Genomic DNA, 24,673 nt, shown 5'->3' on the forward strand with positions numbered 1-24,673 from the left:
TCAGAGCTTGATCTCGATGTCGACACCGGCCGGGAGGTCGAGTCGCATCAGAGAGTCAACGGTCTTGGGGGTGGGGTCGAGGATGTCGATCAGGCGCTTGTGCGTGCGCATCTCGAAGTGCTCGCGCGAGTCCTTGTACTTGTGCGGCGACTTGATGACGCAGTACACGTTCTTCTCAGTGGGCAGCGGCACCGGGCCCGCGACCGACGCACCAGTGCGGGTCACCGTCTCGACGATCTTCTTCGCCGAGGAGTCGATGACCTCGTGGTCGTAGGCCTTGAGCCGGATGCGGATCTTCTGTCCCGCCATGGCTACTCAGTAGTCCTGTCTCTCTTACGCTCTGGAACCCGGCGGATTCCTTCTGCTGCCTTCGTTCCTCCGACCCACGCGGTCGGGCGTGTCGCGCTCCCGCTGACACAGATGTCCCTTGTTCGAACATCCCTGCGGGATTGCACACGGCCCTTCCGGTACCGCGAGCCGGGGGCGGAAGGCCCACCGGGTGCCTGGCCGGTGCCGCACCTTGCTTCCCGAAAGATTCCCGTACGTCCGCCCCAGCGCTGCCGTGTGGCAGTTGGGGCGACGAGTACTGTGGGACTCGCTTCCGGTCCTCCCGGCGGGAGGCGCGCAGCATCAACACTCGACCGAGCAACTCGGACAGTCTGCCATACGGGGCAAGGCAGACGCCAATCGAGCCGGAGAGAATACCCCGGGGGTGACGAAGGTCAAACCAGGGGCGCGCGGGCGTAGGCGGGGCGAGCCGGGGGTGCGGGGAGCTTGCCGATCATGCGGGTCCCGGGAACTCCAGCCCGAGCCGGAGGCCCCCGAGGTTGTCAGGATCTATCGCCGGGTGGCCGCGGCGCGCGCTGGGGGTGACGAAAGGCTTGGTAGTCGTACTCCTCCTCGAAGATCACGACCAGTGTCTGCGCATCGTGGGACAGGAGGACGAGATCGCCGCCCAACCCCTGACGCAGTGATCCGGCCCACCCCGGGCCGGTGACGGCACAGTCGAGCCACGGAAAGAGTTCCATCCCGGTGCGCACATAGAACCTCGCGCCGATTCCGGCTTCTGCGGCGAAATCTTCGATCCAGCGATCCACCTCGTCGTCACTCGCCTCGTCCCCGATCCGCGAGGCCGGTACCGAGTCGGTCCGCTGGAATTCAGCCAGTGCCCTCGCGGGCCAATCAGGCATCTCGCCGTCCTGGCGGTAGCCATGGGTGCGCACGCCGCCCAGTCGCTCTATGAGCCGTGCTGCTTCTGCCTCTTCCTTTCGCCTCTGAAGCTTCTTGCGCAGTTCTTCGCTCGGCACTAGGTACCTTCCGGGTAATAGAAGTGGTGCTTGTCCCCGACTTGCTGGTAGCGCTGCCCCATCATGTCGACGTTTCTGCCCCCGCCCTTGGGCTGTCCGGCATGGAAGTGCGGATGCGGCGCGTTGGGGTCATTGGTGTGATTGACGACAACGCGTGTGCCCTCGGGTGTCTCGTACTGGTAGTACCGCCCATGGGAGCCGGGGCTCTCGTCGTACACGTAGTTGCTCGTTCTGTGCCGCATGGCCGGATCGTCACCGACCGTCCACTGACGGGCGGGCGGCTGACTGCGCGGGACACCCGCCCGGTCCTTGGCGGCGTTGAACGCCTCTTGCCGTGTGTCGAAGTTCCGGTTGTACGGAGCAAGGCCGAGCGGGTCCGCCCAGGTGTGAGGGTTGTGGACGTAAGCGGTGGGGTTGGGTGCGGGTTCGATGCCCAGAGGGTCGGGGGAGGCGTACCGGGCCGTCTCCGGGTCGTAGTAGCGAAGGTAGTTGTAGTGAAACCCCGTTTCGGGGTCGTGGTACTGACCGGGGAATCGCAACGGTGTGTACGCAGCGCTTTCCGTCGGCCACGTGGTGAGGCCCCAGAGGGTGCTGCGTGATCGCCACGCGATGGAGCCGGACTCGTCGACGAGTTCCGTGGGTGTCCCTACGAGGTCGGTGACGATGGCGAAGAAGCGGGAGTCGATCTCCTCTTGGAGGGATGCGTCGGTGAGGCGCTCAGTCTGCGTCAGGGGGAACAGACCGTCGTGATCCCACGTAAGGATGACCGGGTGCGGCAGGTGGGAAGCGGTAGTGATCTGCTCGGTGACCGTCTGCCCGTCCCAGGTGAAGAGCGTTTCCTCCAGAACCGTCACGCCGTCCGCTGCGAGACGCTGCTTCGCTGTCCGGCGGCCGAACGGGTCGTAGCGGTAACGCCAGGTCGTCCCGTCAGGGGTGATCACCGAGATGAGGCGATCCTCGGCGTCCCACTGGTAACGCCATACGTCGGGCTTTCGCGACAGGCGGACCTTGCGCCGCACCACGATTCGTCCTGCTCCGTCGTACTCGTACCGGACAGAACCCGCCCGCGTGAGGCGGTTTCCGGTGTAGTCCCGCTCTCCTCGGGCCTCCTGGCCCGGGTGGTGTGCAGGCCAGGAGCCGCGGGTCTGGTTGCCTGACGCGTCGTAGGCATAGGACTCGGTCCACTCCCGGGCACTGACTTCTGTCACACGGCCGGCGTCGTCCAGGCCGAACGCCACCGGGCCGTGCGTGGGGTCGTCGATACCGACGAGGGCGCTGTCCGGGCGGAAGGAGTAGGAACGGCGTTGCACCAGTCGCTCCGGTGTGGTCACCGTCAGGTCCGTCGGCCGCCCCGCGACGTCTCGCCCCTGCGCAATGGTGAGCGAGTCACCGATCAGGCGGCGCACCTCGCGGCCTGCGGCGTCGTAGTCGAAGTCCACGGCATGCCCCGAGCTGACCAGCGACGTCATGCGGCCCACCGCGTCGTATCGGTAAGCGGCGCGGGCACCGGTGGGCGTCGTCCTCTCCGTACGCCGACCCGCCACGTCGTAGCCGAACCGCAGGGTGCGTCCGTTCACCGCTGCGGAGACGAGCCGCCCCGACGCATCGCGCTCCCAGGCCATTGCACAGTCAGGGCTCGACAGGCGCAGCCTCCTGCCGAGACGGTCGTACTCATACGTCGTGACGGCACCGTCCACGCGCTTCGTCGTGAGTCGACCCACCTTGTCGTACTCGTATTCGACTGACTGTCCCAACGGGTTGATGCGGGCCACCAGGCGGCCCGCCGCATCGTGCCGGTAGATGACGCGACGGCCGTCGAAGTCCTCCTCCGCGACGAGCCGACCAGCGGGATCGTACTTATATCTCCAGGTCAGGCCGCTGGGAGCCGTGACCTTGGTCAGCCGCAGCGAGGAGTCGTGCTGGAACTCGTAGCGAGCTCCGTCGGGGCCTGTCCGCGCAGTCAGCAGGTCGAAGTGTGTGTACTCGTAAGTGAAGTCACGGCCATCAGCGTCCGTGTGGCGAATGCAGTTGCCTTCCCCGTCGTACACCCACGACTGTTCCGCACCGTCCGGACCGAGTGTGCGAGCGAGATGCCCCTCCACGGTCCACCAGCGACGGGTCTGCGCTCCCAGTGGGTCCGTGATCAGATGGGTCCGGCCGAACGCGTCATGGTGTTCGGTGAAACGGTTGCCCAGCGGATCGGTCACTTCGGTCACCAAACCGGCAGCTGTGCAACGGACGTGCGTGGTTTCTCCGAGCGCGTCGGTGACCGCCGTGACACGGCCGGCGTCGTCGTAGGTGTACCGAACCGTCACCCCGGTGGGATCGGTGACAGCAGTGCAGTTGCCACGGTCGTCGTACTCCCGCTGCCAACGAGCGGCTTCGGGCAGGAGGACGGCCGTGGGAAGCCCTAGATCGTTGTACGTGTACCGGGTGACTTCGCCGTCCGGGTGGGTGATGGTCAGTGGCCGGCCCGCCGAGTCGTAGGTGAACCGTGTGGTGTGGCCCAGTGCGTCGGTGTGGGCCAGCACATGGTGGTTGTCGTCGTACTCGGTGCGCGTGGTGTCGCCGTTGGCATCGATCTCGGCCACCACCTGGGAACGGTCGTTGACCAGGAATCGGCTCACCGCGTGCTCGGCAGTGGTGAGGGTCGTGACCGCGAGATCCGGCCAGTCGGCGTGCGTGCCGTCATAGGTCAGAGTGATGGCGATGTGGCCAGCCTCTCCGCCCTCGGCCGTGCAGCGGTCCAGCGCATCGTAGGTGTACTCGTAGCGGCTGCCGTTGCTGTCGGTCCACGATGTGACACGCAGACGCTCGTCGTAGGTGAAACGGAGCGCCGCGCCCGAGGAGTTGACGACCTCGGTGAGGTTACCGTCGGTATAGCCATATCGCTTGACGGTGATGTCGGAACCGTCATCGGCCGCTTCGGCCAGGGCCAGCGAGGTGATCAGGCCGTCCTCGGCGGTGAGCTTCAGGTGGTAGCCGCCCGAGTGTCTGATGTCGGTCGGAGTCCCGGCACTGTCATAACGGAAATCAATGGTGTGGCCGTTGCGGTCGGATATCCGCTCCAGCAGTGCCAGGCCGTCGCATGGTCTGCCGAAGGTCCGGATCCGGCCGGTGACGAGGTCGGTGACCGTGTACCCGCCGTCGTCCAGCCGGGTCAGGGGCCAACGGGGACCGACGTCCGGCAGCTCCGGTGATGCCGGGTCGTGAGGGTGCGGGTATGCGAGCAGCAGGCCGTCCTCGGTGACGAAGACGACGCCTTCCTCGTCGATCTCCAGCCGTTGGTCCAAGGTGGAGGTCCAGCTGGGGCCGAACCACCAGCCAGTGGCGTATCCCGACTCCACCCGGCGCTCGAAGGCCAAGGGCAGCAGCCCTGGAAGCTCCACGTCGGTCTGCGGAAGAAACATCCTGCCCGTGGCCATGTCGACCGGGTCACTGCCCTTGGACCGTACGACGCTCTTGACCCGGTTGTGTGCGCCCTTGGCCCCGTCCGCGATCATGCGTCGGGCGCTCTTGCCGAGGCCGCGAACAGCGAGCCCCATGCCCCTCAGGCCACCCCTGATGCCCGCCATCGCGGCCATGCCGCCCTTGAGCCCCTTGGCCAGCCCACCGAGGGTCGTCAGCCCCTTCATGCCCGGGATGCAGTCCAGCGCCGCCAGCCCCACATCCCATAGGGACGCTCGGCCCTTGCTGTATTTGTAGAGCGTGTCGGCGAGCACGACGGCCGCCGCGATCAGCACGATCGCGCCCAGGATCGGCCCGCCGATGATCATCGCGACGATGCCGACGACGGCCACGACGACCTTGCACACCGCGACGATGGTGTCCCAGTTGTCGACGAACCAGTCGCCGACCTCCTCCCACCACGACCGGTTCTGGATGCCGGCGTCCGAGGCCTCGTCGATCTTCGACTTCGCCTCCCGCGCGGCCTCCTCCCGCATCTTGCGCGCGTCCTCGGCCATCTTCTTCGCCGCGGCGAGCGCGTCCTGCGCATCGGAGACGTCTGACTGGGCCTTGGTCTGAGCGGACTTCGCGTGCTGCACGTCCCGGGTGGCGGCACGCACCTTCGCCTCGTCCGGCTTGTCCGCGTCGGACTTGCTGCCGGTCGGGTCGTCCTTGTACTTGTCCGCTTCCTTGGTCGCCCGCGTCATCCACGAGTCGGCGGAGGCGAGGCGGGACTGGGCGGAGGAGAGGCTGTCGCGGGCTTCACGGCCCTTGCGCAGGGCCTTGTCCGCCAGGGACTGCGCGCGCTCCAGCTTCGGCCAGAAGTCCGCCAGCGCGTCCCCGCACATCTCGTAGGACTTCTTCAGCTTCTTGAGGTTCTTCGGGACGTCGGCGAAGTCCTCCTTGAAGACGTCGGCCGACTTGCCCGCCCACTCCAGCAGCGTCCCCTCCCCCGCCATGCCCTTGACCAGACGCAGCGCGTCGGAGACGTCGTCGGCGAAGTCGTGCAACTGCTTCGCGAGTGTGCGTACGCGTTGCGGATCACCAGGGGTCGGGTCCTTGTCCAAGTCCAGGACATGCCAGTCCGTCGGCCTGTGGCCCGCCATACCGCAACCCCCGTCACGCCCGCATCCACGTCAACACCCGTATGCACACGTGAACTTACAAGGCACGGTCGTGCGGGGAACAGGCAGGGCCCGCAGCCGGCGCGGCAGAGACCGGCATCAGCCCGTGAACCGGAACGTCGACGTGATCGCGTCGAAGATGTCGAAGAACGAGTCCGCCAGGTCGAGCACCTGGCTGCTGCCCGCGACCAGGGCGACCTTGCCCTCCTGCCCCGGCACCGGAATGTACGTCTGCATCAGCACGGCCCGGACCGTGCGGTTGAGTTCATCGCCCGGTACGGCGATGTCCTCGATGCCGTACGTGCGCGCGGCCGGGCCGACGCCCGGGATGTCGACCGTCGTCACCTTGCGCCAGGAGTCGCCTTCCCGCTTGGCCTCCTTCACCGCGAGCTGGCTCGCGATGGCCGCCGGGTCGTTGGACAGCGGCTCACCGCGCTCGTTGCGGCCGCCGACCAGGGAGACGGTCACGGACCCCGTGATCGGGGTGTCGCCGCCGAAGTTCTCCGCCATGCAGCCGCAGTACAGCGCGCCCGACTTCCACGCGTCCGCCGCGGCCCGCCGGAGGAAGTCGACGTAGGTGTCCCGGTACTGCTCCAGCTCCGGCCGCTGCCGCACCCGCTCGGTCACCATCCGCCGGATCGAGTCGTCCCGCGACTCCGGCCGGACGTCGAACTCCCACCACGACTCCGGCACCTTGATCCGGAAACCGCCTCGCTCGACGGTCAGGGTCTCCATATACCGGGCCATGACGCCGGCCTCCCCGTTCTCTCGACCACTCGTGCGTTCATCGTCCCATCGCACGAGGGCGGGACGCCCTTCACCCCTCGGCCGTCCCCCCGCCCTCGGGGCACGCCCCTACTCCACGAGCAGGCGCAGCCGCTTCACCTCGGCCACGAGTCGCGGCAGGGCGTCACGCGCCATGGCGATGAACGCGGCGTTCTCCTCCCAGCGTTCGTCGGCGCAGTCCACGTAGCGAGGCTGCTGCACGAGCGTCGCCGCGATCAGCTCCCGGTGGTCGAAGCCGGGCCACCGCTCGGTCCGGCCGGTGTCCTCCACCGTGCTGACGGCGACCAGGTTCATCGCGTGCTCGTCGTCCAGGTTCCTGACGAACCAGGGGCCGGGAGTGGCGGCCGCGCACAGTTCCTCGATCGTGTCGAGGTCGAGATCGTCGGGGGCGGGATCCGACGTCATGCGGGAAGACTCGACACGAAGCCTGCCCATGCCCCGGGCGACACGGCCAGTCGAGGGCCTTGCGTGTGCTTGGAGTCCCGCACATGGACCGTCGCGCTGTCCGGGGCTATCGCGATCTCGACGCAGGAGTTGCCGTCCGGGCCACTGCTGTAACTGCTCTTGAACCACGTCAGTTCAGCGTTGCTGATCATGTCTCTCCCAGCAGTTGCTCAATGAAGGTCAGCGACTCCCGAGGGGGAAGGGCCTGAGCCCGGATGGTGCCATACCGCAGTTCGAGGATCTGGATCTGCTTCGGATCGGTGGTGGGCCGGCCGCTGAAGGCACCGTCGGATCGGCCGACCGCAGTGCCGTCCCCGAACTTGAGCACCTCGATCCTCCCGTTCAGGCCGGGGTGAGCCTCGCTGCTCGTGGGCATGACCTGGAGCCGGACGTTACGCAACCGGCCCACATCCAGCAGGCGCTCAAGCTGCTGACGCCAGACCATTGTGCCCCCGACGGGGCGCCGCAGCGTGGCCTCCTCCTGGACGAAACTGAGCGACGGGGCAGGTGACCGCTCGAACACGGACTGGCGAGCCATCCGCGCAGCCACCAGTTGCTCCACCTCGTCCGGCGAGTACGCCGGCTGCCACGACTCGAACAGGGCTCGGGCATGGTCCGGAGTCTGCAGCAGCCCGCTGACACTGATGCTCTCGTACACCCCGATCTCCACCGCCCGCCCCTCCAGCTGCGCCAGCTCCCGCACCTTCTTGGGATAGCGGACCCTCTTCACGTCCTCCCAGGTCGCCGCGATGAGCCCACCCGCCCCCAGCACCCGGTCCGCCTCCGCGAGGTACTCCTGCCGGGGAATCCGCTTCCCACCCTCGATCTTGTAGACCAGGTCCTCCCCGTACCCCACCGCCGCCCCGAAGTCGGCGGCCCGCATCCCCACCGCCTCGCGCCGCAGCTTCAGCTGCCGCCCCACCGTGGCGATGACCGCGACACCCCACTCGTCGTCGGGGTCGACCTCCCAACCCGGCTCGTCCGCCTCACTCTTGAGCCGTCCCGTCTCCGCCGCCTCGGCCGTCATCCCGCACCCTTCCGTCGTACGCCCCTGCCTCAGCGCCCTACCCGTACGCCCGGCGCCGACAGCCCGGACACGACCGGACAACCTGCGGACAGTCACCGTACGCACTCGCTGAGTCACTGTTCACGGTAGGCGCCCCCGGCCACTCTGGATGACGTGAAGCAGAACTCCCCCACCGAGTCCGGAGCCGAACTCGCCCCCCAGGTCCGCGACTTCAGCCTCCGGCTCTCCCCCACCGCCCGCGGCGCCCGCCTGGCCCGTCTCCTCGCCGCCGAGCAACTGCGGTCCTGGGGCCTGCCGTCGGACCGGGCGACACAGGTGGTCGCCGAACTGTCCGCCAACGCCGTCACCCACGGCCGTGTCCCGGGCCGCGACTTCCGCCTGCTCCTCCACGTGGTCGGCGGCACCCTGCGCATCGAGGTGACCGACACCCGCGACGACCTGCACCCGGCGCCCCGGCTCCCCTCCCCCGACGCCGAGTCCGGTCGCGGCCTGCTCCTCGTCGACGCGCTCGCCGACCGCTGGGGCGTCACCCCCGGACCCCCACCCCGCAAGACCGTCTGGGCCGAGTTCGACCTCTGACACGTCCCGAGAGGCTCGGTCCCCTGCCTGCCTCCCTGCCCCCTGGCCCCCTGCCCCGGGCGGCCGGACGCGGCCCGGGCAGCCTTAAGCTCCCTGCCCATGACCCGCACCACCCCGCCCCGCCCCCTCGACGTCACGGCGCTCTACCCCGAGCTCGCCCCGCTCGCCCGCACCGCCGTCCGGCTCCATCCCCGGGCGGGGTCGCCGTCCGCCGCCGACAGCTCCCTCGGCGGGCCCCTGCTGTGGCCTGCGGACGAACCGTGGCCGGGCTGCCCCGAGCACACGGGCCCCTGGCACAGCGGCGTGTCCCCGGAGGACGTCCGGCTGCGGCGGCGCGTCCTCGCGGCGGCATGGGCACGTCCCCGCGCCGACGGCGAGGAGCTGCTGTCCGAGGAGGAGCGAGTGATCGTCGACCGGGCGACCCGAAAGACCCGTGTACCGCAGGACGGCCCGGTCCCCCTGGTGCCCGTGGCCCAGCTGTACGCCCGTGACGTCCCCGGCCTGCCCTGCCCGGAGGGTGCCGACCTGCTGCAGGTGCTGTGGTGCCCGTTCGACCACGCTCCCGACCACCTCCCGCACACGCACCTGCGCTGGCGCACCGCCGCCGACGTGGTCACGCCTCTCACCGACGCCCCCAGGCCGTCCGTCATCGGCGAGGCCGGCTATCTGCCCGAGCCGTGCGTCCTGCACCCCGAGCCGGTCACCGAGTACCCGGCCCCGCACGAGCTGCCCGAGGAACTGGCCGAGCGGATCAGCGCCTGGGAGGAGGAGAACGAGGAGGAGGCGGAGGACGGAGAGGCCGACGTCTACTACCAGTACGACCTCTCCGTCGCCCCCGGCAACAAGGCCGGCGGCCATGCCCCGTGGAGCTTCTCCGACCCGTTTCCCATGTCCTGCCCGGCGTGCGGCGCGGGTGTCCGCCCCCTGCTCACCCTCGACGGCGCCGAATGGGACGGCGGCAGCGTCAGCTGGCGTCCCCTGGAGGACGCCGGCTACACCGGACACCACGTCGACGGACCGGCCTGCGCCACGCGCCTCTCCATCGGGCGCGGCTACTGCCTGCAGCTGTACGTCTGCGAGAGGTCGTGCGAGCACCCGCATCTGCGGAACATGCAGTGATCCAGGGATCCAGTGATCCAGTGACGCGGTGACGTTCCCTGCCGGCAGCAGCGGCCCGGCGCCCGCGCGTCCTTCCCTTAACCCCGCCTTAAGCAGGCTTTAAGCGATCCGGAGCTCAGCCGGTCGGCTCCAACTCCGCCCAGTTCAGCCGGGGTTGACGGACCAATCGGGCAGTTGGTTGTGCGGTGAACCGTTCGTAGCATCCCTCCACGGCCGACAGCGTCGGCCCACTCCCCCCATCCCCCACAGACAAGGTGTGTCCAGCCATGGCTGCTCATCGCACACGCCGTCGCAGGTTCGGCGGGCTCGTCCCGCTGGTCTGCGCCTCCGTCACCGCCGCGTTCGCCTTGACCACGGCCGGCCCGTCCACCGGGCAGGCCGACGCGGCGACCGCCTCCCCGGCCGACGCTACGGCCGCCGCCGCCGCGACCTGGTCCGACGAGTTCGACGGCGCCGCCGGCAGCGCCCCGGACCCGGGCAAGTGGACCGTGGAGACCGGTGGCTCCGGCAACGGCAACAACGAGCTGCAGTACTACACCAACAGCAGAGACAACGTTGCCCTCGACGGCAACGGCAACCTGGTCATCACCGCCCGCAAGAACACCGACCCCGGCCTCCAGTGCTGGTACGGCTCCTGCCAGTACACGTCCGCCCGGCTCAACACCGCCCGGACCTTCACGCAGGCGTACGGCCACTTCGAGGCCCGGATCAAGGTGCCGCGCGGCCAGGGCATGTGGCCCGCGTTCTGGATGCTCGGCAACGACCTGGGCAGCGTCGGATGGCCGAACAGCGGCGAGATCGACATCATGGAGAACGTCGGCTACGAGCCCGGCTCCGTCCACGGCACCCTGCACGGCCCGGGCTACTCCGGCAGCGGCGGCATCGGCGCCGCGTACACGCTCCCGGGCGGCCGGGCCTTCGCCGACGACTTCCACGTCTTCGCCGTCGACTGGACGCCGGGGAAGATCACCTGGTCCGTCGACGGGCAGACGTACCAGACGCGCACCACGGCCGACCTGGGCGGCAAGAAGTGGGTGTACGACCACCCCTTCTTCCTGATCCTCAACCTCGCCGTCGGCGGCAACTGGCCCGGCAGCCCGGACGGGAACACACAGTTCCCGCAGACGATGACCGTGGACTACGTCCGCGTCTCCACCGCCGACGACTCCGGCGGCCCCGCCCCCACCACCGGCGCCATCAAGGGCATCGGCGGCATGTGCGCCGACGTCGCCGGCGCCTCCACGGCCGACGGCACGCCCATCCAGCTCCACAACTGCACCGGAGTCGACGCCCAGAAGTGGGCCCTCGGATCCGACGGGACCGTGCGCGCCCTCGGCAAGTGCCTCGACGTCCGCGGCGGTTCCACCGCCGACGGAGCGGCGGTCCAGCTCTACACCTGCAACGGCACCAAGGCCCAGCAGTGGGTCCACACCGCGGCGCGCGACCTGGTCAACGTCGGCGCGGACAAGTGCCTGGACGCCAAGGGCAACTCCTCCGCCGACGGCACCCCGCTGCAGATCTGGACGTGCACCGGCGCCGCCAACCAGAAGTGGACGGTCGGCTGAGGACCTGACACCCCCACCCCCCACACAGACGCCCCCGGCTCTCCGCGAGCCGGGGGCGTCGCCGTCCCCGGCACCCGGCCCCCCGGCACGGCAAAGGGGCCCGCACGACCGAAGTCGTACGGGCCCCTCCGAGCCACTCAGGTCAGCAGACCCTCAAGCCAGTCCGGAGACTCACTTGGTGATCTTGGTGACCTGGCCGGCGCCCACGGTCCGGCCACCCTCACGGATGGCGAACTTCAGGCCCTCCTCCATGGCGACGGGCTGGATGAGCTCCACCTTCATCTCGGTGTTGTCACCCGGCATGACCATCTCGGTGCCCTCGGGGAGGGTCACCACGCCGGTCACGTCCGTCGTACGGAAGTAGAACTGCGGGCGGTAGTTGTTGAAGAACGGCGTGTGGCGGCCACCCTCGTCCTTGGACAGGATGTAGGCCTGCGCCTCGAACTCGGTGTGCGGGGTGACCGAGCCCGGCTTGATGATGACCTGGCCGCGCTCGACGTCCTCGCGCTTGATGCCACGGAGGAGCAGACCGACGTTCTCACCGGCCTGACCCTCGTCGAGCAGCTTGCGGAACATCTCGATGCCGGTGACCGTGGTGGTGGTCTTCTCCGGCTTGATGCCGATGATGTCGACGGTCTCGTTGACCTTCAGGACACCACGCTCGATACGGCCGGTGACGACCGTACCGCGACCGGTGATCGTGAAGACGTCCTCGATCGGCATGAGGAACGGCTTGTCGACGTCGCGCTCCGGCTCCGGGATGGCGGTGTCGACGGCGTTCATGAGCTCGAGGACGGAGTTGCCCCACTCCTTGTCGCCCTCGAGGGCCTTCAGAGCGGAGACCTTGACGACGGGAACGTCGTCGCCCGGGAACTCGTACTCGGAGAGGAGCTCACGGACCTCGAGCTCGACGAGCTCCAGGATCTCCTCGTCGTCCACCATGTCGGCCTTGTTCAGGGCGACGACGATGTACGGAACGCCGACCTGGCGGGCCAGGAGCACGTGCTCCTTGGTCTGCGGCATCGGGCCGTCGGTGGCGGCGACCACGAGGATGGCGCCGTCCATCTGCGCCGCACCCGTGATCATGTTCTTGATGTAGTCCGCGTGACCGGGGCAGTCGACGTGGGCGTAGTGACGCGTCTCGGTCTGGTACTCGACGTGCGCGATGGAGATGGTGATACCGCGCTGGCGCTCCTCAGGAGCCTTGTCGATCTGGTCGAACGCGGAAGCCTCGTTGATGTCCGGGTACGCGTCGTGCAGCACCTTGGTAATGGCGGCCGTGAGGGTCGTCTTACCGTGGTCGATGTGACCGATGGTGCCGATGTTGACGTGCGGCTTAGTCCGCTCGAACTTCGCCTTCGCCACTGGGGTCCTCCTGGGAGTGGTTCTGGTACGCCTTACTTCATCGGCGCCAGGTGATCTTTGCTGGAAAGCCCGGGCCCCGGGGCATTCACCACGATTGCGGTGGAATGCCCCTCAAGGCTCCGGAGTCAAGCCTACGGCGTGTAGACGCGGTGCGTTACTCGCCCTTGGCCTTCGCGATGATCTCCTCGGCGACGTTCCGGGGAACCTCGGCGTAGGAGTCGAACTGCATGGAGTAGCTCGCACGGCCGGACGTCTTGCTGCGCAGGTCGCCGACGTAGCCGAACATCTCCGAGAGGGGCACGAGGCCCTTCACGACGCGGGCACCGGCCCGCTCCTCCATGGCCTGGATCTGGCCACGGCGGGAGTTGATGTCGCCGATGACCTCACCCATGTAGTCCTCGGGCGTGGTGACCTCGACGGCCATCATCGGCTCGAGCAGCACGGGGCTGGCCTTGCGCGCGGCCTCCTTGAAGGCCTGCGAGCCGGCGATCTTGAACGCGAGCTCGGAGGAGTCCACCTCGTGGTAGGCACCGTCGAGCAGCGTCACGCGGACACCGGTCATCTCGTAGCCGGCGAGGATGCCGAACTGCATGGCCTCCTGCGCACCGGCGTCCACCGAAGGGATGTACTCCTTCGGCACACGGCCACCGGTCACCTTGTTGATGAACTCGTACGAGGCGTCGCCGCCCTCGATCGGCTCGATCGCGATGATGACGCGGGCGAACTGGCCGGTACCACCCGTCTGCTTCTTGTGGGTGAACTCGACCTTCTCGACGGCCTTGCGGATCGTCTCGCGGTAGGCGACCTGCGGCTTGCCGACGTTGGCCTCGACCTTGAACTCACGGCGCATGCGGTCGACCAGCACCTCGAGGTGCAGCTCGCCCATACCGCCGATGATGGTCTGGCCGGTCTCCTCGTCCGAGTGGACCTGGAAGGACGGGTCCTCCTCGGCCAGGCGCTGGATCGCGACGCCGAGCTTCTCCTGGTCGCCCTTCGACTTGGGCTCGATGGCGACCTGGATGACCGGCGCCGGGAAGTCCATGGACTCCAGGATGACCGGGTTCTTGTCGTCGGACAGCGTCTCACCGGTGGTGGTCTGCTTCAGGCCCATGACGGCGACGATGTCGCCGGCGCCCACCGACTCGATCTCCTCACGCTTGTTCGCGTGCATGCGGTAGATCTTGCCGATGCGCTCCTTCTTGCCCTTGACGGAGTTGAGCACCGAGGTGCCGGACTCCAGGCGGCCCGAGTAGACCCGGACGAAGGTGAGCTTGCCGAGGTGCGGGTCGCTCATGATCTTGAACGCCAGCGCGGCGAGCGGCTCGTCGTCCGACGGCTTGCGCGCGATGACCTTCTCCGGGTCCTTGACGTCGTGGCCCTCGATGGCCTCGATGTCGACCGGCGACGGCAGGTAGCGCACGACGGCGTCGAGCAGGGGCTGGACGCCCTTGTTCTTGAACGCGGTGCCGCAGAAGACGGGGGTGACGGTGGTGCCGCCGCCCTTGCCGGACGCGATGGTGATGCGACGGATCGCGGCGTAGAGCTGCTCCACGGTGGGCTCGGTGCCCTCCAGGTACAGCTCCATCAGCTCTTCGTCGTTCTCGGCGACGGCCTCGAGCAGCTTGCCGCGGTACTCCTCGGCAGCCTCGAGGTGGGTGTCCGGGATGTCGACGGTGTCGTACATCTCGCCCTTGGTCGCCTCGGCCGACCAGACCAGGGCCTTCATCGTCACGAGGTCGATGACGCCCTTGAAGTCCGCCTCGGCACCGATCGGCAGCTGCATGACCAGCGGCTGCGCGCCCAGGCGGTCCGAGATCATGTCCACGCAGCGGTGGAACTCGGCACCGGTGCGGTCCAGCTTGTTGACGAAGCAGATACGCGGAACGCCGTAGCGGTCCGCCTGACGCCACACCGTCTCGGACTGCGGCTCGACACCGGCGACGCCGTCGAACACCGTCACGGCACCGTCGAGCACGCGCAGGGAACGCTCCACCTCGACGGTGAAGTCGACGTGGCCCGGCGTGTCGATGATGTTGATGGTGTGGTCGACGTCCTCCAGCGGCCAGTGGCAGGTGGTGGCAGCAGAGGTGATCGTGATGCCACGCTCCTGCTCCTGCTCCATCCAGTCCATGGTGGCAGCGCCGTCGTGGACCTCACCGATCTTGTACGAAACGCCGGTGTAGAACAGGATCCGCTCGGTGGTGGTCGTCTTGCCCGCGTCGATGTGGGCCATGATCCCGATGTTGCGGACCCTGGCCAGGTCAAGCGAAGTGGTAGCCATAAGGCTTCAGTCTTCTCTCGGTCTCGATGGGGTCTGCGACTACCAGCGGTAGTGCGCGAAGGCCTTGTTGGACTCGGCCATCTTGTGCGTGTCCTCGCGCTTCTTCACAGCGGCACCGAGGCCGTTGCTGGCGTCGAGGAGCTCGTTGAGCAGACGCTCGGTCATGGTCTTCTCGCGACGGGCGCGGGAGTAACCGACGAGCCAGCGCAGCGCCAGGGTGTTGGCACGGCCGGGCTTGACCTCGACCGGGACCTGGTAGGTGGCACCACCGACACGGCGGGACTTGACCTCGAGGGTCGGCTTGATGTTCTCGAGAGCGCGCTTCAGCGTGATGACCGGGTCGTTGCCGGTCTTCTCGCGCAGGCCCTCCATGGCGCCGTAGACGATGCGCTCGGCGGTGGAGCGCTTGCCGTTCAGCAGCACCTTGTTGATCAGGGAGGTCACCAGAGGAGAGCCGTAGACCGGGTCGATGATGACCGGGCGCTTCGGGGCGGGGCCCTTACGAGGCATTCTTACTTCTCCTTCTTGGCGCCGTAGCGGCTGCGGGCCTGCTTGCGGTTCTTGACACCCTGGGTGTCGAGCGAGCCGCGGATGATCTTGTAGCGAACACCCGGCAGGTCCTTCACACGGCCGCCGCGCACGAGCACGATGGAGTGCTCCTGCAGGTTGTGTCCCTCACCCGGAATGTAGGCCGTGACCTCGATGCCGCTGGTCAGACGCACACGCGCGACCTTACGGAGGGCCGAGTTCGGCTTCTTCGGGGTGGTCGTGAACACACGCGTGCAGACGCCACGACGCTGAGGGGAACCCTCGAGTGCGGGCGTCTTGTTCTTCTCGACCTTGTCCTGCCGGCCCTTACGGACCAGCTGCTGGATCGTAGGCACTACTTCTCCGGTTTCTGTGTGCCGATGGGTACAGCTAACCTGGAACGTCGCCGACCCACGCGGTCGGGTGTGTCGAATCTCGCGGACTCCCGCCGCCAGGCAGAATGAGCGCAGATCACGGTGGCCGCTTACGGCTCGACGTGCGGTTGATGGCACGCACGAGAGCCAGGGCACACCCCAGGCACAAGGTCTGAGCGTACCTATCGCATTCGCTGCGGTCAAAACAAATGGGCACCGCCCGCATCGGTATGCGGGACATGTCAAGACCCCCGGCCGTTGTGGATCTTCGAATCAGCGGCGGCTGCCCGATTCGCACCCGTTTCCACAGTCGCCGTCCGCACGTCAGCCGGCCGCGAGCGACACCAGGGTCAGCAGCACCAGGACGAGCGCCCAGCCGGCGGTCGACAGCCACCCGAGCACGAGGCCGGTCAGCGCCAGCCCGTCCCCCAGATCGCCCCGGCTGCGGATCTCGGACCGCGCCACGTGCCCCAGCACGACGGCCGGGAGACCGGTCAGCCCCATGGTCGGCACGCACAGCAGCCCGCACACGGCCGCGGCGACCGCCTTCCCGTTCGTCTGCGGCCGCGGCACCGGCAGGAACGCCGGGGGCACGGGAACGGCTGCCAGGGACTGCGGCACCGGCCCCTGCGGCAGGTCGGCGACGAGCACCGCCAGCTCCCCCACGGTCCGCGCCGCGTACGCCCGCGCCACCCGCTTCTCGAACTCCGCGTGCTCCATCCGCCCTTCGCCGTACCCCGCTCTGAGCACGTCCACGGCCCGCTCCCGGTCGGCGTGCGAGGCCAGCATCGACGGCACACTGTGCCCCTGCCAGGGCTGCCAGGGCTGCCCGGACGGATAGGACGGCTGCGACACGGAGCACCTCCCCGGAGCCGAAGTCCTTCCATGATGCGCCGAACCGCGGTTTCCGGCACCGGGGCGTCACGGACGGGCCCGGCGTGTCGGCCAGGGCGGCCGGCGCCCAGGAGGGCTCCCAGGGCCCTCCAGGAGGGCTCAGGGGCGCCCCCGTGGACACGCCGGAGGGCGGCCACCCCGCAGGATGACCGCCCTCCGTTCAAGCGACTCGCTTACTGGTTGTACGGACCGTAGTCGTAGTCCTCCAGCGGAACGGCCTGGCCGGAGCCCGTGCCGAACGGCGAGTAGTCGATGTCGTCGTAGCCGACAGCCGAGTACATCGCGGCCTTGGCCTCCTCGGTCGGCTCGACCCGGATGTTGCGGTAGCGGGACAGACCCGTACCGGCCGGGATGAGCTTACCGATGATGACGTTCTCCTTGAGGCCGATGAGGCTGTCGGACTTGGCGTTGATCGCCGCGTCCGTCAGGACTCGGGTCGTCTCCTGGAAGGAGGCGGCCGACAGCCAGGATTCCGTCGCCAGCGAGGCCTTGGTGATACCCATCAGCTGCGGACGACCGGAGGCCGGGTGACCGCCCTCCTGGACCACACGACGGTTCTCGTGCTCGAACTTCGAGCGCTCGACCAGCTCGCCGGGCAGCAGCTCGGCGTCGCCGGACTCGATGATCGTCACGCGGCGGAGCATCTGCCGGATGATGATCTCGATGTGCTTGTCGTGGATCGACACACCCTGCGAGTTGTAGACCTTCTGGACCTCGCCGACCAGGTGGACCTGGACGGCACGCTGGCCCAGGATGCGCAGCACGTCGTGCGGGTTGGTGGCACCCACGGTGAGCTTCTGACCCACCTCGACGTGCTCGCCCTCGCTGACCAGGAGACGGGCGCGCTTCGAGATCGGGTAGGCCGTCTCGTCGCTGCCGTCGTCCGGCGTGATGACGATCTTCTTCGTCTTCTCGGTCTCCTCGATCCGCACGCGGCCGGAGGCCTCGGAGATCGGGGCGACACCCTTCGGGGTACGGGCCTCGAAGAGCTCGACGACACGCGGCAGACCCTGGGTGATGTCGTCACCTGCCACACCACCGGTGTGGAAGGTACGCATCGTCAGCTGGGTGCCGGGCTCACCGATGGACTGGGCGGCGATGATGCCGACCGCCTCACCGATGTCGACCAGCTTGCCGGTGGCCAGCGAACGGCCGTAGCACATCGCGCAGGTGCCGACGGCGGACTCGCAGGTCAGGACCGAGCGGGTCTTGACCTCCTCGACGCCGCGCGAGACGAGCTCCTCGATGAGGACGTCGCCCAGGTCGGTGCCGGCCGGGGCCAGCACCTGCCCGTCGACGACGATGTCCTCGGCGAGGCAGCGCGCGTACACGGACGTCTCGACGTCCTCCGCCTTGATGAGCGTGCCCTCGGCGTTCCGGTCGGCGATCTTCAGACGCAGACCGCGCTCGGTGCCGCAGTCCTCCTCGCGGATGATGACGTCCTGGGAGACGTCGACCAGACGACGCGTGAGGTAACCCGAGTCGGCGGTACGCAGAGCGGTGTCCGCCAGACCCTTACGGGCACCGTGCGTGGAGATGAAGTACTCCAGCACGGACAGGCCCTCACGGAACGACGCCTTGATCGGACGCGGGATCGTCTCGTTCTTCGCGTTCGACACCAGACCACGCATACCGGCGATCTGACGCATCTGCATCATGTTGCCTCGTGCACCCGAGTTCACCATCATGAAGATCGGGTTGGTCTTCGGGAAGTTGTCGTTCATCGCCTCGGCGACCTCGTTGGTCGCCTTGGTCCAGATCGCGATGAGCTCCTGCGTGCGCTCGTCCTTGGTGATCAGACCGCGCTCGTACTGCTTCTGGACCTTCTCGTCCTGCGCCTCGTAACCCTTGACGATCTCCTTCTTCGCCTCGGGGACGACGACGTCGGAGATGGCCACGGTGACGCCGGAACGGGTCGCCCAGTAGAAGCCGGCCGCCTTCAGGTTGTCGAGCGTCGCCGCCACGATGACCTTCGGGTAGCGCTCGGCGAGGTCGTTGACAATCTCGGAGAGCTGCTTCTTGCCGACCTCGTAGTCGACGAACGGGTAGTCCTCGGGCAGCAGCTCGTTGAAGAGCGCGCGGCCCAGCGTGGTGTTCAGCCGGAAGCTGTCACCCTGCTGCCACTCCGGCTCACCCTCCTCGCGCGCCGGCGGGGTCCAGCCGCGCGGCGGGATGGTGCCGACCGGGAAGCGGACGTCGATCCTCGACTGGAGCGACAGCTCGCCCGCGTCGAAGGCCATGATCGCCTCGGCGACGGAGGCGAAGGAACGGCCCTCGCCCTTGAGCTCGCGCATCTCGCCGTCGGTGGTCAGGAAGAACAGACCGAGGACCATGTCCTGGGTCGGCATCGTCACCGGACGGCCGTCGGCGGGCTTGAGGATGTTGTTCGAGGACAGCATCAGGATGCGGGCCTCGGCCTGCGCCTCCGCGGACAGCGGCAGGTGCACGGCCATCTGGTCACCGTCGAAGTCCGCGTTGAACGCGGTGCAGACGAGCGGGTGGATCTGGATGGCCTTGCCCTCGACCAGCTGCGGCTCGAAGGCCTGGATGCCGAGGCGGTGCAGCGTGGGCGCACGGTTCAGCAGAACCGGGTGCTCCGCGATGACCTCTTCCAGCACGTCGTACACGACCGTGCGGCCGCGCTCGACCATGCGCTTGGCGCTCTTGATGTTCTGCGCGTGGTTCAGGTCGACCAGGCGCTTCATCACGAACGGCTTGAAGAGCTCCAGCGCCATCGCCTTCGGCAGACCGCACTGGTGCAGCTTCAGCTGCGGACCGACGACGATCACGGAACGCGCGGAGTAGTCCACGCGCTTGCCGAGCAGGTTCTGGCGGAAGCGGCCCTGCTTGCCCTTCAGCATGTCGCTGAGGGACTTCAGCGGACGGTTGCCGGGGCCCGTGACCGGGCGGCCGCGACGGCCGTTGTCGAACAGCGCGTCCACGGCCTCCTGGAGCATGCGCTTCTCGTTGTTCACGATGATCTCGGGCGCACCGAGGTCGAGAAGGCGCTTCAGGCGGTTGTTGCGGTTGATCACACGGCGGTACAGGTCGTTCAGGTCGGAGGTCGCGAAGCGGCCACCGTCCAGCTGCACCATCGGACGCAGGTCCGGCGGGATGACCGGCACGCAGTCCAGCACCATGCCCTTGGGGCTGTTGCTGGTCTGCAGGAACGCGGAGACGACCTTCAGGCGCTTGAGCGCACGGGTCTTCTTCTGGCCCTTGCCGGTGCGGATGATCTCGCGGAGCTTCTCGGCCTCCTCGTCGAGGTCGAAGGACTCCAGGCGCTTCTGCAGCGCCGCGGCACCCATCGAGCCGTCGAAGTACGTGCCGAAGCGGTCACGCAGCTCGCGGTAGAGCAGCTCGTCGCCCTCCAGGTCCTGGACCTTGAGGTTCTTGAAGCGGTTCCACACCTCGTCGAGACGGTCGATCTCGCGCTGCGCGCGGTCGCGCAGCTGCTTCATCTCGCGCTCGGCACCCTCGCGCACCTTGCGGCGCACGTCGGCCTTGGCGCCCTCGGCCTCCAGCTCGGCCAGGTCGGTCTCGAGCTTCTTGGCGCGGGCCTCCAGGTCGGCGTCGCGGCGCTGCTCGATCTGCTGGCGCTCGACGGAGACGTGGGCCTCCAGCGAGGGCAGGTCGCGCGTACGGCGCTCCTCGTCGACGTACGTGATCATGTACGCCGCGAAGTAGATGACCTTCTCGAGGTCCTTGGGAGCCAGGTCGAGCAGGTAGCCCAGCCGGCTCGGGACACCCTTGAAGTACCAGATGTGCGTGACGGGCGCGGCGAGCTCGATGTGGCCCATCCGCTCACGGCGCACCTTGGCGCGCGTGACCTCGACGCCACAGCGCTCACAGATGATGCCCTTGAAGCGGACGCGCTTGTACTTGCCGCAGTAGCACTCCCAGTCCCGGGTCGGACCGAAGATCTTCTCGCAGAAGAGTCCGTCCTTCTCGGGCTTGAGGGTGCGGTAGTTGATGGTCTCGGGCTTCTTGACCTCGCCGTGGCTCCACTGACGGATGTCGTCAGCGGTAGCCAGACCGATCCGGAGCTCGTCGAAGAAGTTGACGTCGAGCACTATGCGTCAATCCCTCTCAGGGTTGTAAGTCTTTGGTCTGATACGGGGGTCCTGGGGCCGGACGGGCTCACGCGGAGCCCGTCCGGACTCCCGTCAGACCTCTTCGACGCTGCTCGGCTCGCGCCGGGACAGGTCGATGCCGAGCTCCTCCGCAGCGCGGAAGACGTCCTCGTCGGTGTCGCGCATCTCGATGGACATGCCGTCCGAGGACAGCACCTCCACGTTGAGGCACAGGGACTGCATCTCCTTGATGAGCACCTTGAAGGACTCGGGGATGCCGGGCTCGGGGATGTTCTCGCCCTTGACGATGGCCTCGTAGACCTTCACGCGGCCGGTGACGTCGTCGGACTTGATGGTCAGCAGCTCCTGGAGCGCGTAGGCGGCGCCGTACGCCTCGAGTGCCCACACCTCCATCTCGCCGAACCGCTGGCCACCGAACTGGGCCTTACCACCCAGCGGCTGCTGGGTGATCATCGAGTACGGACCGGTCGAACGGGCGTGCAGCTTGTCGTCGACCAGGTGGTGCAGCTTGAGGATGTACATGTAGCCGACCGAGATCGGGTCCGGGAACGGCTCACCGCTCCGGCCGTCGAACAGCCGCGCCTTGCCGGTCGGGAGCACCATGCGCTCGCCGTCCCGGTTCGGGATGGTGTGGTTCAGCAGACCGGCAAGCTCGTCCTCGCGGGCACCGTCGAAGACCGGGGTCGCGACGTTGGTGCCGGGCGCGACCTGGTCGGCGCCGATGGCCTGCAGGCGCTGCGCCCACTCCTCCGCGAGGCCGGAGACGTCCCAGCCGCGGCTGGCGAGCCAGCCGAGGTGGATCTCCAGGACCTGTCCCGGGTTCATTCGGGACGGCACACCCAGCGGGTTGAGGATGATGTCGACCGGGGTGCCGTCCTCCAGGAACGGCATGTCCTCGATCGGCAGGATCTTCGAGATGACGCCCTTGTTGCCGTGGCGGCCGGCGAGCTTGTCACCGTCGGTGATCTTGCGCTTCTGCGCGACGTAGACGCGCACCAGCTGGTTCACACCGGGGGGAAGCTCGTCGCCCTCCTCGCGGTCGAAGACGCGGACGCCGATGACCTTGCCGGTCTCGCCGTGCGGCACCTTCAGCGAGGTGTCACGGACCTCACGGGCCTTCTCACCGAAGATCGCGCGCAGCAGGCGCTCCTCGGGCGTCAGCTCGGTCTCACCCTTGGGCGTGACCTTGCCGACGAGGATGTCACCGGCGATGACCTCGGCACCGATGCGGATGATGCCGCGCTCGTCGAGGTCGGCGAGGACCTCCTCGGAGACGTTCGGGATGTCCCGGGTGATCTCCTCGGGGCCGAGCTTGGTGTCACGGGCGTCGACCTCGTGCTCCTCGATGTGGATCGAGGAGAGGACGTCGTCCTGCACGAGGCGCTGCGACAGGATGATCGCGTCCTCGTAGTTGTGACCCTCCCACGGCATGAACGCCACGAGCAGGTTCTTGCCCAGCGCCATCTCGCCGTTCTGGGTGGCCGGACCGTCGGCAAGGACCTGGCCCTCGATGATCCGGTCGCCCTCGTTGACGATGACCTTCTGGTTGACCGAGGTGCCCTGGTTGGAGCGGGCGAACTTGGCCAGGCGGTACGTGATGTACGTGCCGTCGTCGTTGGCGGTGGTGATGTAGTCCGCGGAGACCTCCTGGACCACACCGGGCTTCTCGGCCTTGACCACGTCGCCGGCGTCGACCGCGGAGCGGTACTCCATGCCGGTGCCGACGAGCGGGGCCTCGGACTTAATCAGCGGCACGGCCTGACGCATCATGTTCGCGCCCATGAGGGCACGGTTGGCGTCGTCGTGCTCGAGGAAGGGGATCATGGCCGTCGCGACCGACACCATCTGGCGCGGCGAGACGTCCATGTAGTCCACGTCCTCGCCGGTGACGTAGTCGACCTCGCCGCCCTTACGGCGGACGAGCACCCGGGCCTCGGCGAAGCGGAGGTCGTCCGTCAGCTGCGCGTTGGCCTGCGCGATGACGAAGCGGTCCTCCTCGTCGGCGGTCAGGTAGTCGACGTCGTCGGTGACCTGGCCGTCGATGACCTTGCGGTAGGGGGTCTCGACGAAACCGAACGCGTTGACCCGGCCGTAGGAGGCGAGCGAGCCGATCAGACCGATGTTCGGGCCTTCGGGCGTCTCGATCGGGCACATGCGGCCGTAGTGCGAGGGGTGCACGTCACGGACCTCGAAGCCGGCCCGCTCACGGGACAGACCACCCGGGCCAAGAGCCGACAGACGGCGCTTGTGGGTGAGACCCGACAGCGGGTTGTTCTGGTCCATGAACTGCGACAGCTGGCTGGTGCCGAAGAACTCCTTGATGGAGGCGACGACCGGCCGGATGTTGATCAGGGTCTGCGGCGTGATCGCCTCGACGTCCTGGGTCGTCATCCGCTCGCGGACGACTCGCTCCATACGCGCCAGACCCGTGCGGACCTGGTTCTGGATGAGCTCGCCGACGCTGCGCAGGCGGCGGTTGCCGAAGTGGTCGATGTCGTCGGTCTCGACGACCACGGAGGTGCCGTTGTCACCGACCGTCTCGGTCTCGCCGGCGTGCAGCTTCACCAGGTACTTGATCGTCGCGATGATGTCCTCGACGGTCAGGATCCCGGCGTCCAGCGGGGTGTCCGTGCCCAGCTTCTTGTTGACCTTGTAGCGGCCGACCTTGGCCAGGTCGTAGCGCTTGGGGTTGAAGTACAGGTTCTCCAGCAGCGTCTGCGCGGCCTCACGCGTGGGGGGCTCGCCCGGACGCAGCTTGCGGTAGATGTCGAGCAGCGCGTCGTCCTGGCCCTGGGTGTGGTCCTTCTCCAGGGTGGCGCGCATGGACTCGTACTCGCCGAACTCCTCGAGGATCTGCTCGGTGGTCCAGCCGAGCGCCTTGAGCAGGACGGTGACGGACTGCTTGCGCTTGCGGTCGATGCGCACACCGACCATGTCGCGCTTGTCGATCTCCATCTCCAGCCAGGCACCCCGGGACGGGATGATCTTGGCGGAGAAGATGTCCTTGTCGGACGTCTTGTCGATGGAGGAGTCGAAGTAGACACCGGGCGAACGGACGAGCTGCGACACCACGACACGCTCGGTGCCGTTGATGACGAAGGTGCCCTTGTTCGTCATGAGCGGGAAGTCGCCCATGAAGACCGTCTGGGACTTGATCTCGCCGGTCTCGTTGTTGGTGAACTCGGCGGTGACGAAGAGCGGGGCCGCGTACGTGAAGTCGCGCTCCTTGCACTCGTCGATGGAGTTCTTCGGCGGCTCGAAGCGGTGGTCGCGGAAGGTCAGCGACATCGACCCGCTGAAGTCCTCGATCGGGGAGATCTCCTCGAAGATCTCCTCGAGCCCGGACTTGGTGGGGACGTCCTGACCGTTCTCGAGAGCCTCCTCGACCCGACTCTGCCAGGCGGTGTTGCCGAGGAGCCAGTCGAAGCTCTCGGTCTGCAGCGCGAGCAGGTTCGGAACCTCAAGAGGCTCCTTGATCTTTGCAAAAGAGATGCGCAGCGGGGCAGTGCTGGCGGCGTTGTTCGTATTCGCGGTCGAGGCGTTGCGCGAGGCGGCCAAGAGGGGGTCCTTCCGAGGGCTCGGACTCACTACGCGCGTACCGGCCCCTCTCCCGTACACGGAGACAAGCTGTGCCCACAGGGCCGAAAGGCCAGGTCAGGCATATCTTGTCGTCGATGCTCGGGCGAGGGCAGACCCCTGGTGACGGGCAGGGGACAGCTAACAGGCAGCGCAAAGGGTC

17 protein-coding genes are annotated in these 24,673 nt (G+C 67.8%); 3 read left to right on the plus strand and 14 right to left on the minus strand.

Annotated elements, in window-relative coordinates:
* From rpsJ to ACF07N_RS10430, 7 genes are all read right to left on the minus strand, one after another.
* A complete protein-coding gene (gene rpsJ / locus ACF07N_RS10400; protein WP_003948644.1) occupies positions 1–309 on the minus strand; it encodes a 30S ribosomal protein S10 in 309 nt (102 codons plus the stop codon).
* A gap of 521 nt (positions 310–830) precedes the next feature.
* Positions 831–1,307, minus strand: coding sequence for a hypothetical protein (locus tag ACF07N_RS10405; protein WP_392110590.1), 477 nt, complete (start codon positions 1,305–1,307; stop codon positions 831–833).
* On the minus strand, positions 1,307–5,821 hold the full coding sequence (locus tag ACF07N_RS10410) for a DUF6531 domain-containing protein (protein ID WP_392110593.1): 4,515 nt from the start codon (positions 5,819–5,821) through the stop codon (positions 1,307–1,309). The genes ACF07N_RS10405 and ACF07N_RS10410 overlap by 1 nt, the downstream gene beginning before the upstream one ends.
* 156 nt (positions 5,822–5,977) lie before the next feature.
* Positions 5,978–6,625, minus strand: coding sequence for a hypothetical protein (locus ACF07N_RS10415; protein ID WP_383334173.1), 648 nt, complete (start codon positions 6,623–6,625; stop codon positions 5,978–5,980).
* Between the two features lie 108 nt (positions 6,626–6,733).
* Positions 6,734–7,069 (minus strand): hypothetical protein, encoded by a 336-nt coding sequence (locus ACF07N_RS10420; RefSeq protein WP_383334175.1) that lies wholly within the window; start codon positions 7,067–7,069, stop codon positions 6,734–6,736.
* Complete coding sequence (locus ACF07N_RS10425) at positions 7,066–7,260, minus strand: DUF397 domain-containing protein (RefSeq protein ID WP_392110597.1); 195 nt, start codon at positions 7,258–7,260, stop codon at positions 7,066–7,068. Before ACF07N_RS10425 ends, ACF07N_RS10420 begins: the two co-directional genes overlap by 4 nt.
* The gene (locus tag ACF07N_RS10430; protein WP_392110600.1) at positions 7,257–8,135 is read right to left on the minus strand and encodes a helix-turn-helix domain-containing protein; all 879 of its coding nucleotides are present in this window, start codon (positions 8,133–8,135) and stop codon (positions 7,257–7,259) included. The genes ACF07N_RS10425 and ACF07N_RS10430 overlap by 4 nt, the downstream gene beginning before the upstream one ends.
* 153 nt (positions 8,136–8,288) lie before the next feature.
* On the opposite strand from ACF07N_RS10430, the gene ACF07N_RS10435 reads away from it, so the two are divergent.
* The 3 genes from ACF07N_RS10435 to ACF07N_RS10445 all read left to right on the plus strand — a co-directional run bounded on the left by ACF07N_RS10435 (position 8,289) and on the right by ACF07N_RS10445 (position 11,398).
* Positions 8,289–8,714: an ATP-binding protein gene (locus ACF07N_RS10435; RefSeq protein WP_392110602.1), complete on the plus strand. Its 426-nt coding sequence runs from the start codon at positions 8,289–8,291 to the stop codon at positions 8,712–8,714.
* A 99-nt stretch (positions 8,715–8,813) separates the two neighbouring features.
* Positions 8,814–9,833, plus strand: coding sequence for a hypothetical protein (locus tag ACF07N_RS10440; protein WP_392110605.1), 1,020 nt, complete (start codon positions 8,814–8,816; stop codon positions 9,831–9,833).
* Positions 9,834–10,099: 266 nt separating this feature from the next.
* On the plus strand, positions 10,100–11,398 hold the full coding sequence (locus ACF07N_RS10445; RefSeq protein WP_392110608.1) for a family 16 glycosylhydrolase: 1,299 nt from the start codon (positions 10,100–10,102) through the stop codon (positions 11,396–11,398).
* A 171-nt stretch (positions 11,399–11,569) separates the two neighbouring features.
* Here ACF07N_RS10445 and tuf read toward each other — a convergent pair whose 3' ends face one another.
* From tuf to rpoB, 7 genes are all read right to left on the minus strand, one after another.
* Positions 11,570–12,763, minus strand: coding sequence for an elongation factor Tu (gene tuf / locus ACF07N_RS10450; RefSeq protein ID WP_094054444.1), 1,194 nt, complete (start codon positions 12,761–12,763; stop codon positions 11,570–11,572).
* A gap of 154 nt (positions 12,764–12,917) precedes the next feature.
* Complete coding sequence (gene fusA / locus ACF07N_RS10455) at positions 12,918–15,044, minus strand: elongation factor G (RefSeq protein ID WP_392110613.1); 2,127 nt, start codon at positions 15,042–15,044, stop codon at positions 12,918–12,920.
* Positions 15,045–15,083: 39 nt separating this feature from the next.
* Positions 15,084–15,554, minus strand: coding sequence for a 30S ribosomal protein S7 (rpsG, locus tag ACF07N_RS10460; RefSeq protein WP_003998848.1), 471 nt, complete (start codon positions 15,552–15,554; stop codon positions 15,084–15,086).
* Positions 15,555–15,556: 2 nt separating this feature from the next.
* Positions 15,557–15,928 carry a 30S ribosomal protein S12 gene (gene rpsL, locus ACF07N_RS10465; protein ID WP_003948652.1) on the minus strand — a complete coding sequence of 124 codons (372 nt, stop codon included), beginning with the start codon at positions 15,926–15,928 and terminating at the stop codon, positions 15,557–15,559.
* A 342-nt stretch (positions 15,929–16,270) separates the two neighbouring features.
* Positions 16,271–16,801 carry a DUF1707 and DUF4190 domain-containing protein gene (locus ACF07N_RS10470; RefSeq protein WP_392110618.1) on the minus strand — a complete coding sequence of 177 codons (531 nt, stop codon included), beginning with the start codon at positions 16,799–16,801 and terminating at the stop codon, positions 16,271–16,273.
* 212 nt (positions 16,802–17,013) lie between these two features.
* A complete protein-coding gene (locus tag ACF07N_RS10475) occupies positions 17,014–20,913 on the minus strand; it encodes a DNA-directed RNA polymerase subunit beta' (RefSeq protein ID WP_383334190.1) in 3,900 nt (1,299 codons plus the stop codon).
* Positions 20,914–21,006: 93 nt separating this feature from the next.
* Complete coding sequence (rpoB, locus tag ACF07N_RS10480; protein ID WP_383334192.1) at positions 21,007–24,492, minus strand: DNA-directed RNA polymerase subunit beta; 3,486 nt, start codon at positions 24,490–24,492, stop codon at positions 21,007–21,009.
* Positions 24,493–24,673 lie beyond the last annotated feature (181 nt).

This window comes from Streptomyces sp. NPDC015242, from assembly GCF_043079125.1.
Classification (GTDB): Bacteria; Actinomycetota; Actinomycetes; order Streptomycetales; family Streptomycetaceae; genus Streptomyces.

Coding starts and splice junctions, on each gene's coding strand:
- rpsJ (WP_003948644.1), bottom strand. CDS start 309: ATGGCGGGACAGAAGATCCGCATCCGGCTCAAGGCCTACGACCACGAG.
- ACF07N_RS10415 (WP_383334173.1), bottom strand. CDS start 6,625: ATGGCCCGGTATATGGAGACCCTGACCGTCGAGCGAGGCGGTTTCCGG.
- ACF07N_RS10420 (WP_383334175.1), bottom strand. CDS start 7,069: ATGACGTCGGATCCCGCCCCCGACGATCTCGACCTCGACACGATCGAG.
- ACF07N_RS10425 (WP_392110597.1), bottom strand. CDS start 7,260: ATGATCAGCAACGCTGAACTGACGTGGTTCAAGAGCAGTTACAGCAGT.
- ACF07N_RS10430 (WP_392110600.1), bottom strand. CDS start 8,135: ATGACGGCCGAGGCGGCGGAGACGGGACGGCTCAAGAGTGAGGCGGAC.
- ACF07N_RS10440 (WP_392110605.1), top strand. CDS start 8,814: ATGACCCGCACCACCCCGCCCCGCCCCCTCGACGTCACGGCGCTCTAC.
- ACF07N_RS10445 (WP_392110608.1), top strand. CDS start 10,100: ATGGCTGCTCATCGCACACGCCGTCGCAGGTTCGGCGGGCTCGTCCCG.
- fusA (WP_392110613.1), bottom strand. CDS start 15,044: ATGGCTACCACTTCGCTTGACCTGGCCAGGGTCCGCAACATCGGGATC.
- rpsG (WP_003998848.1), bottom strand. CDS start 15,554: ATGCCTCGTAAGGGCCCCGCCCCGAAGCGCCCGGTCATCATCGACCCG.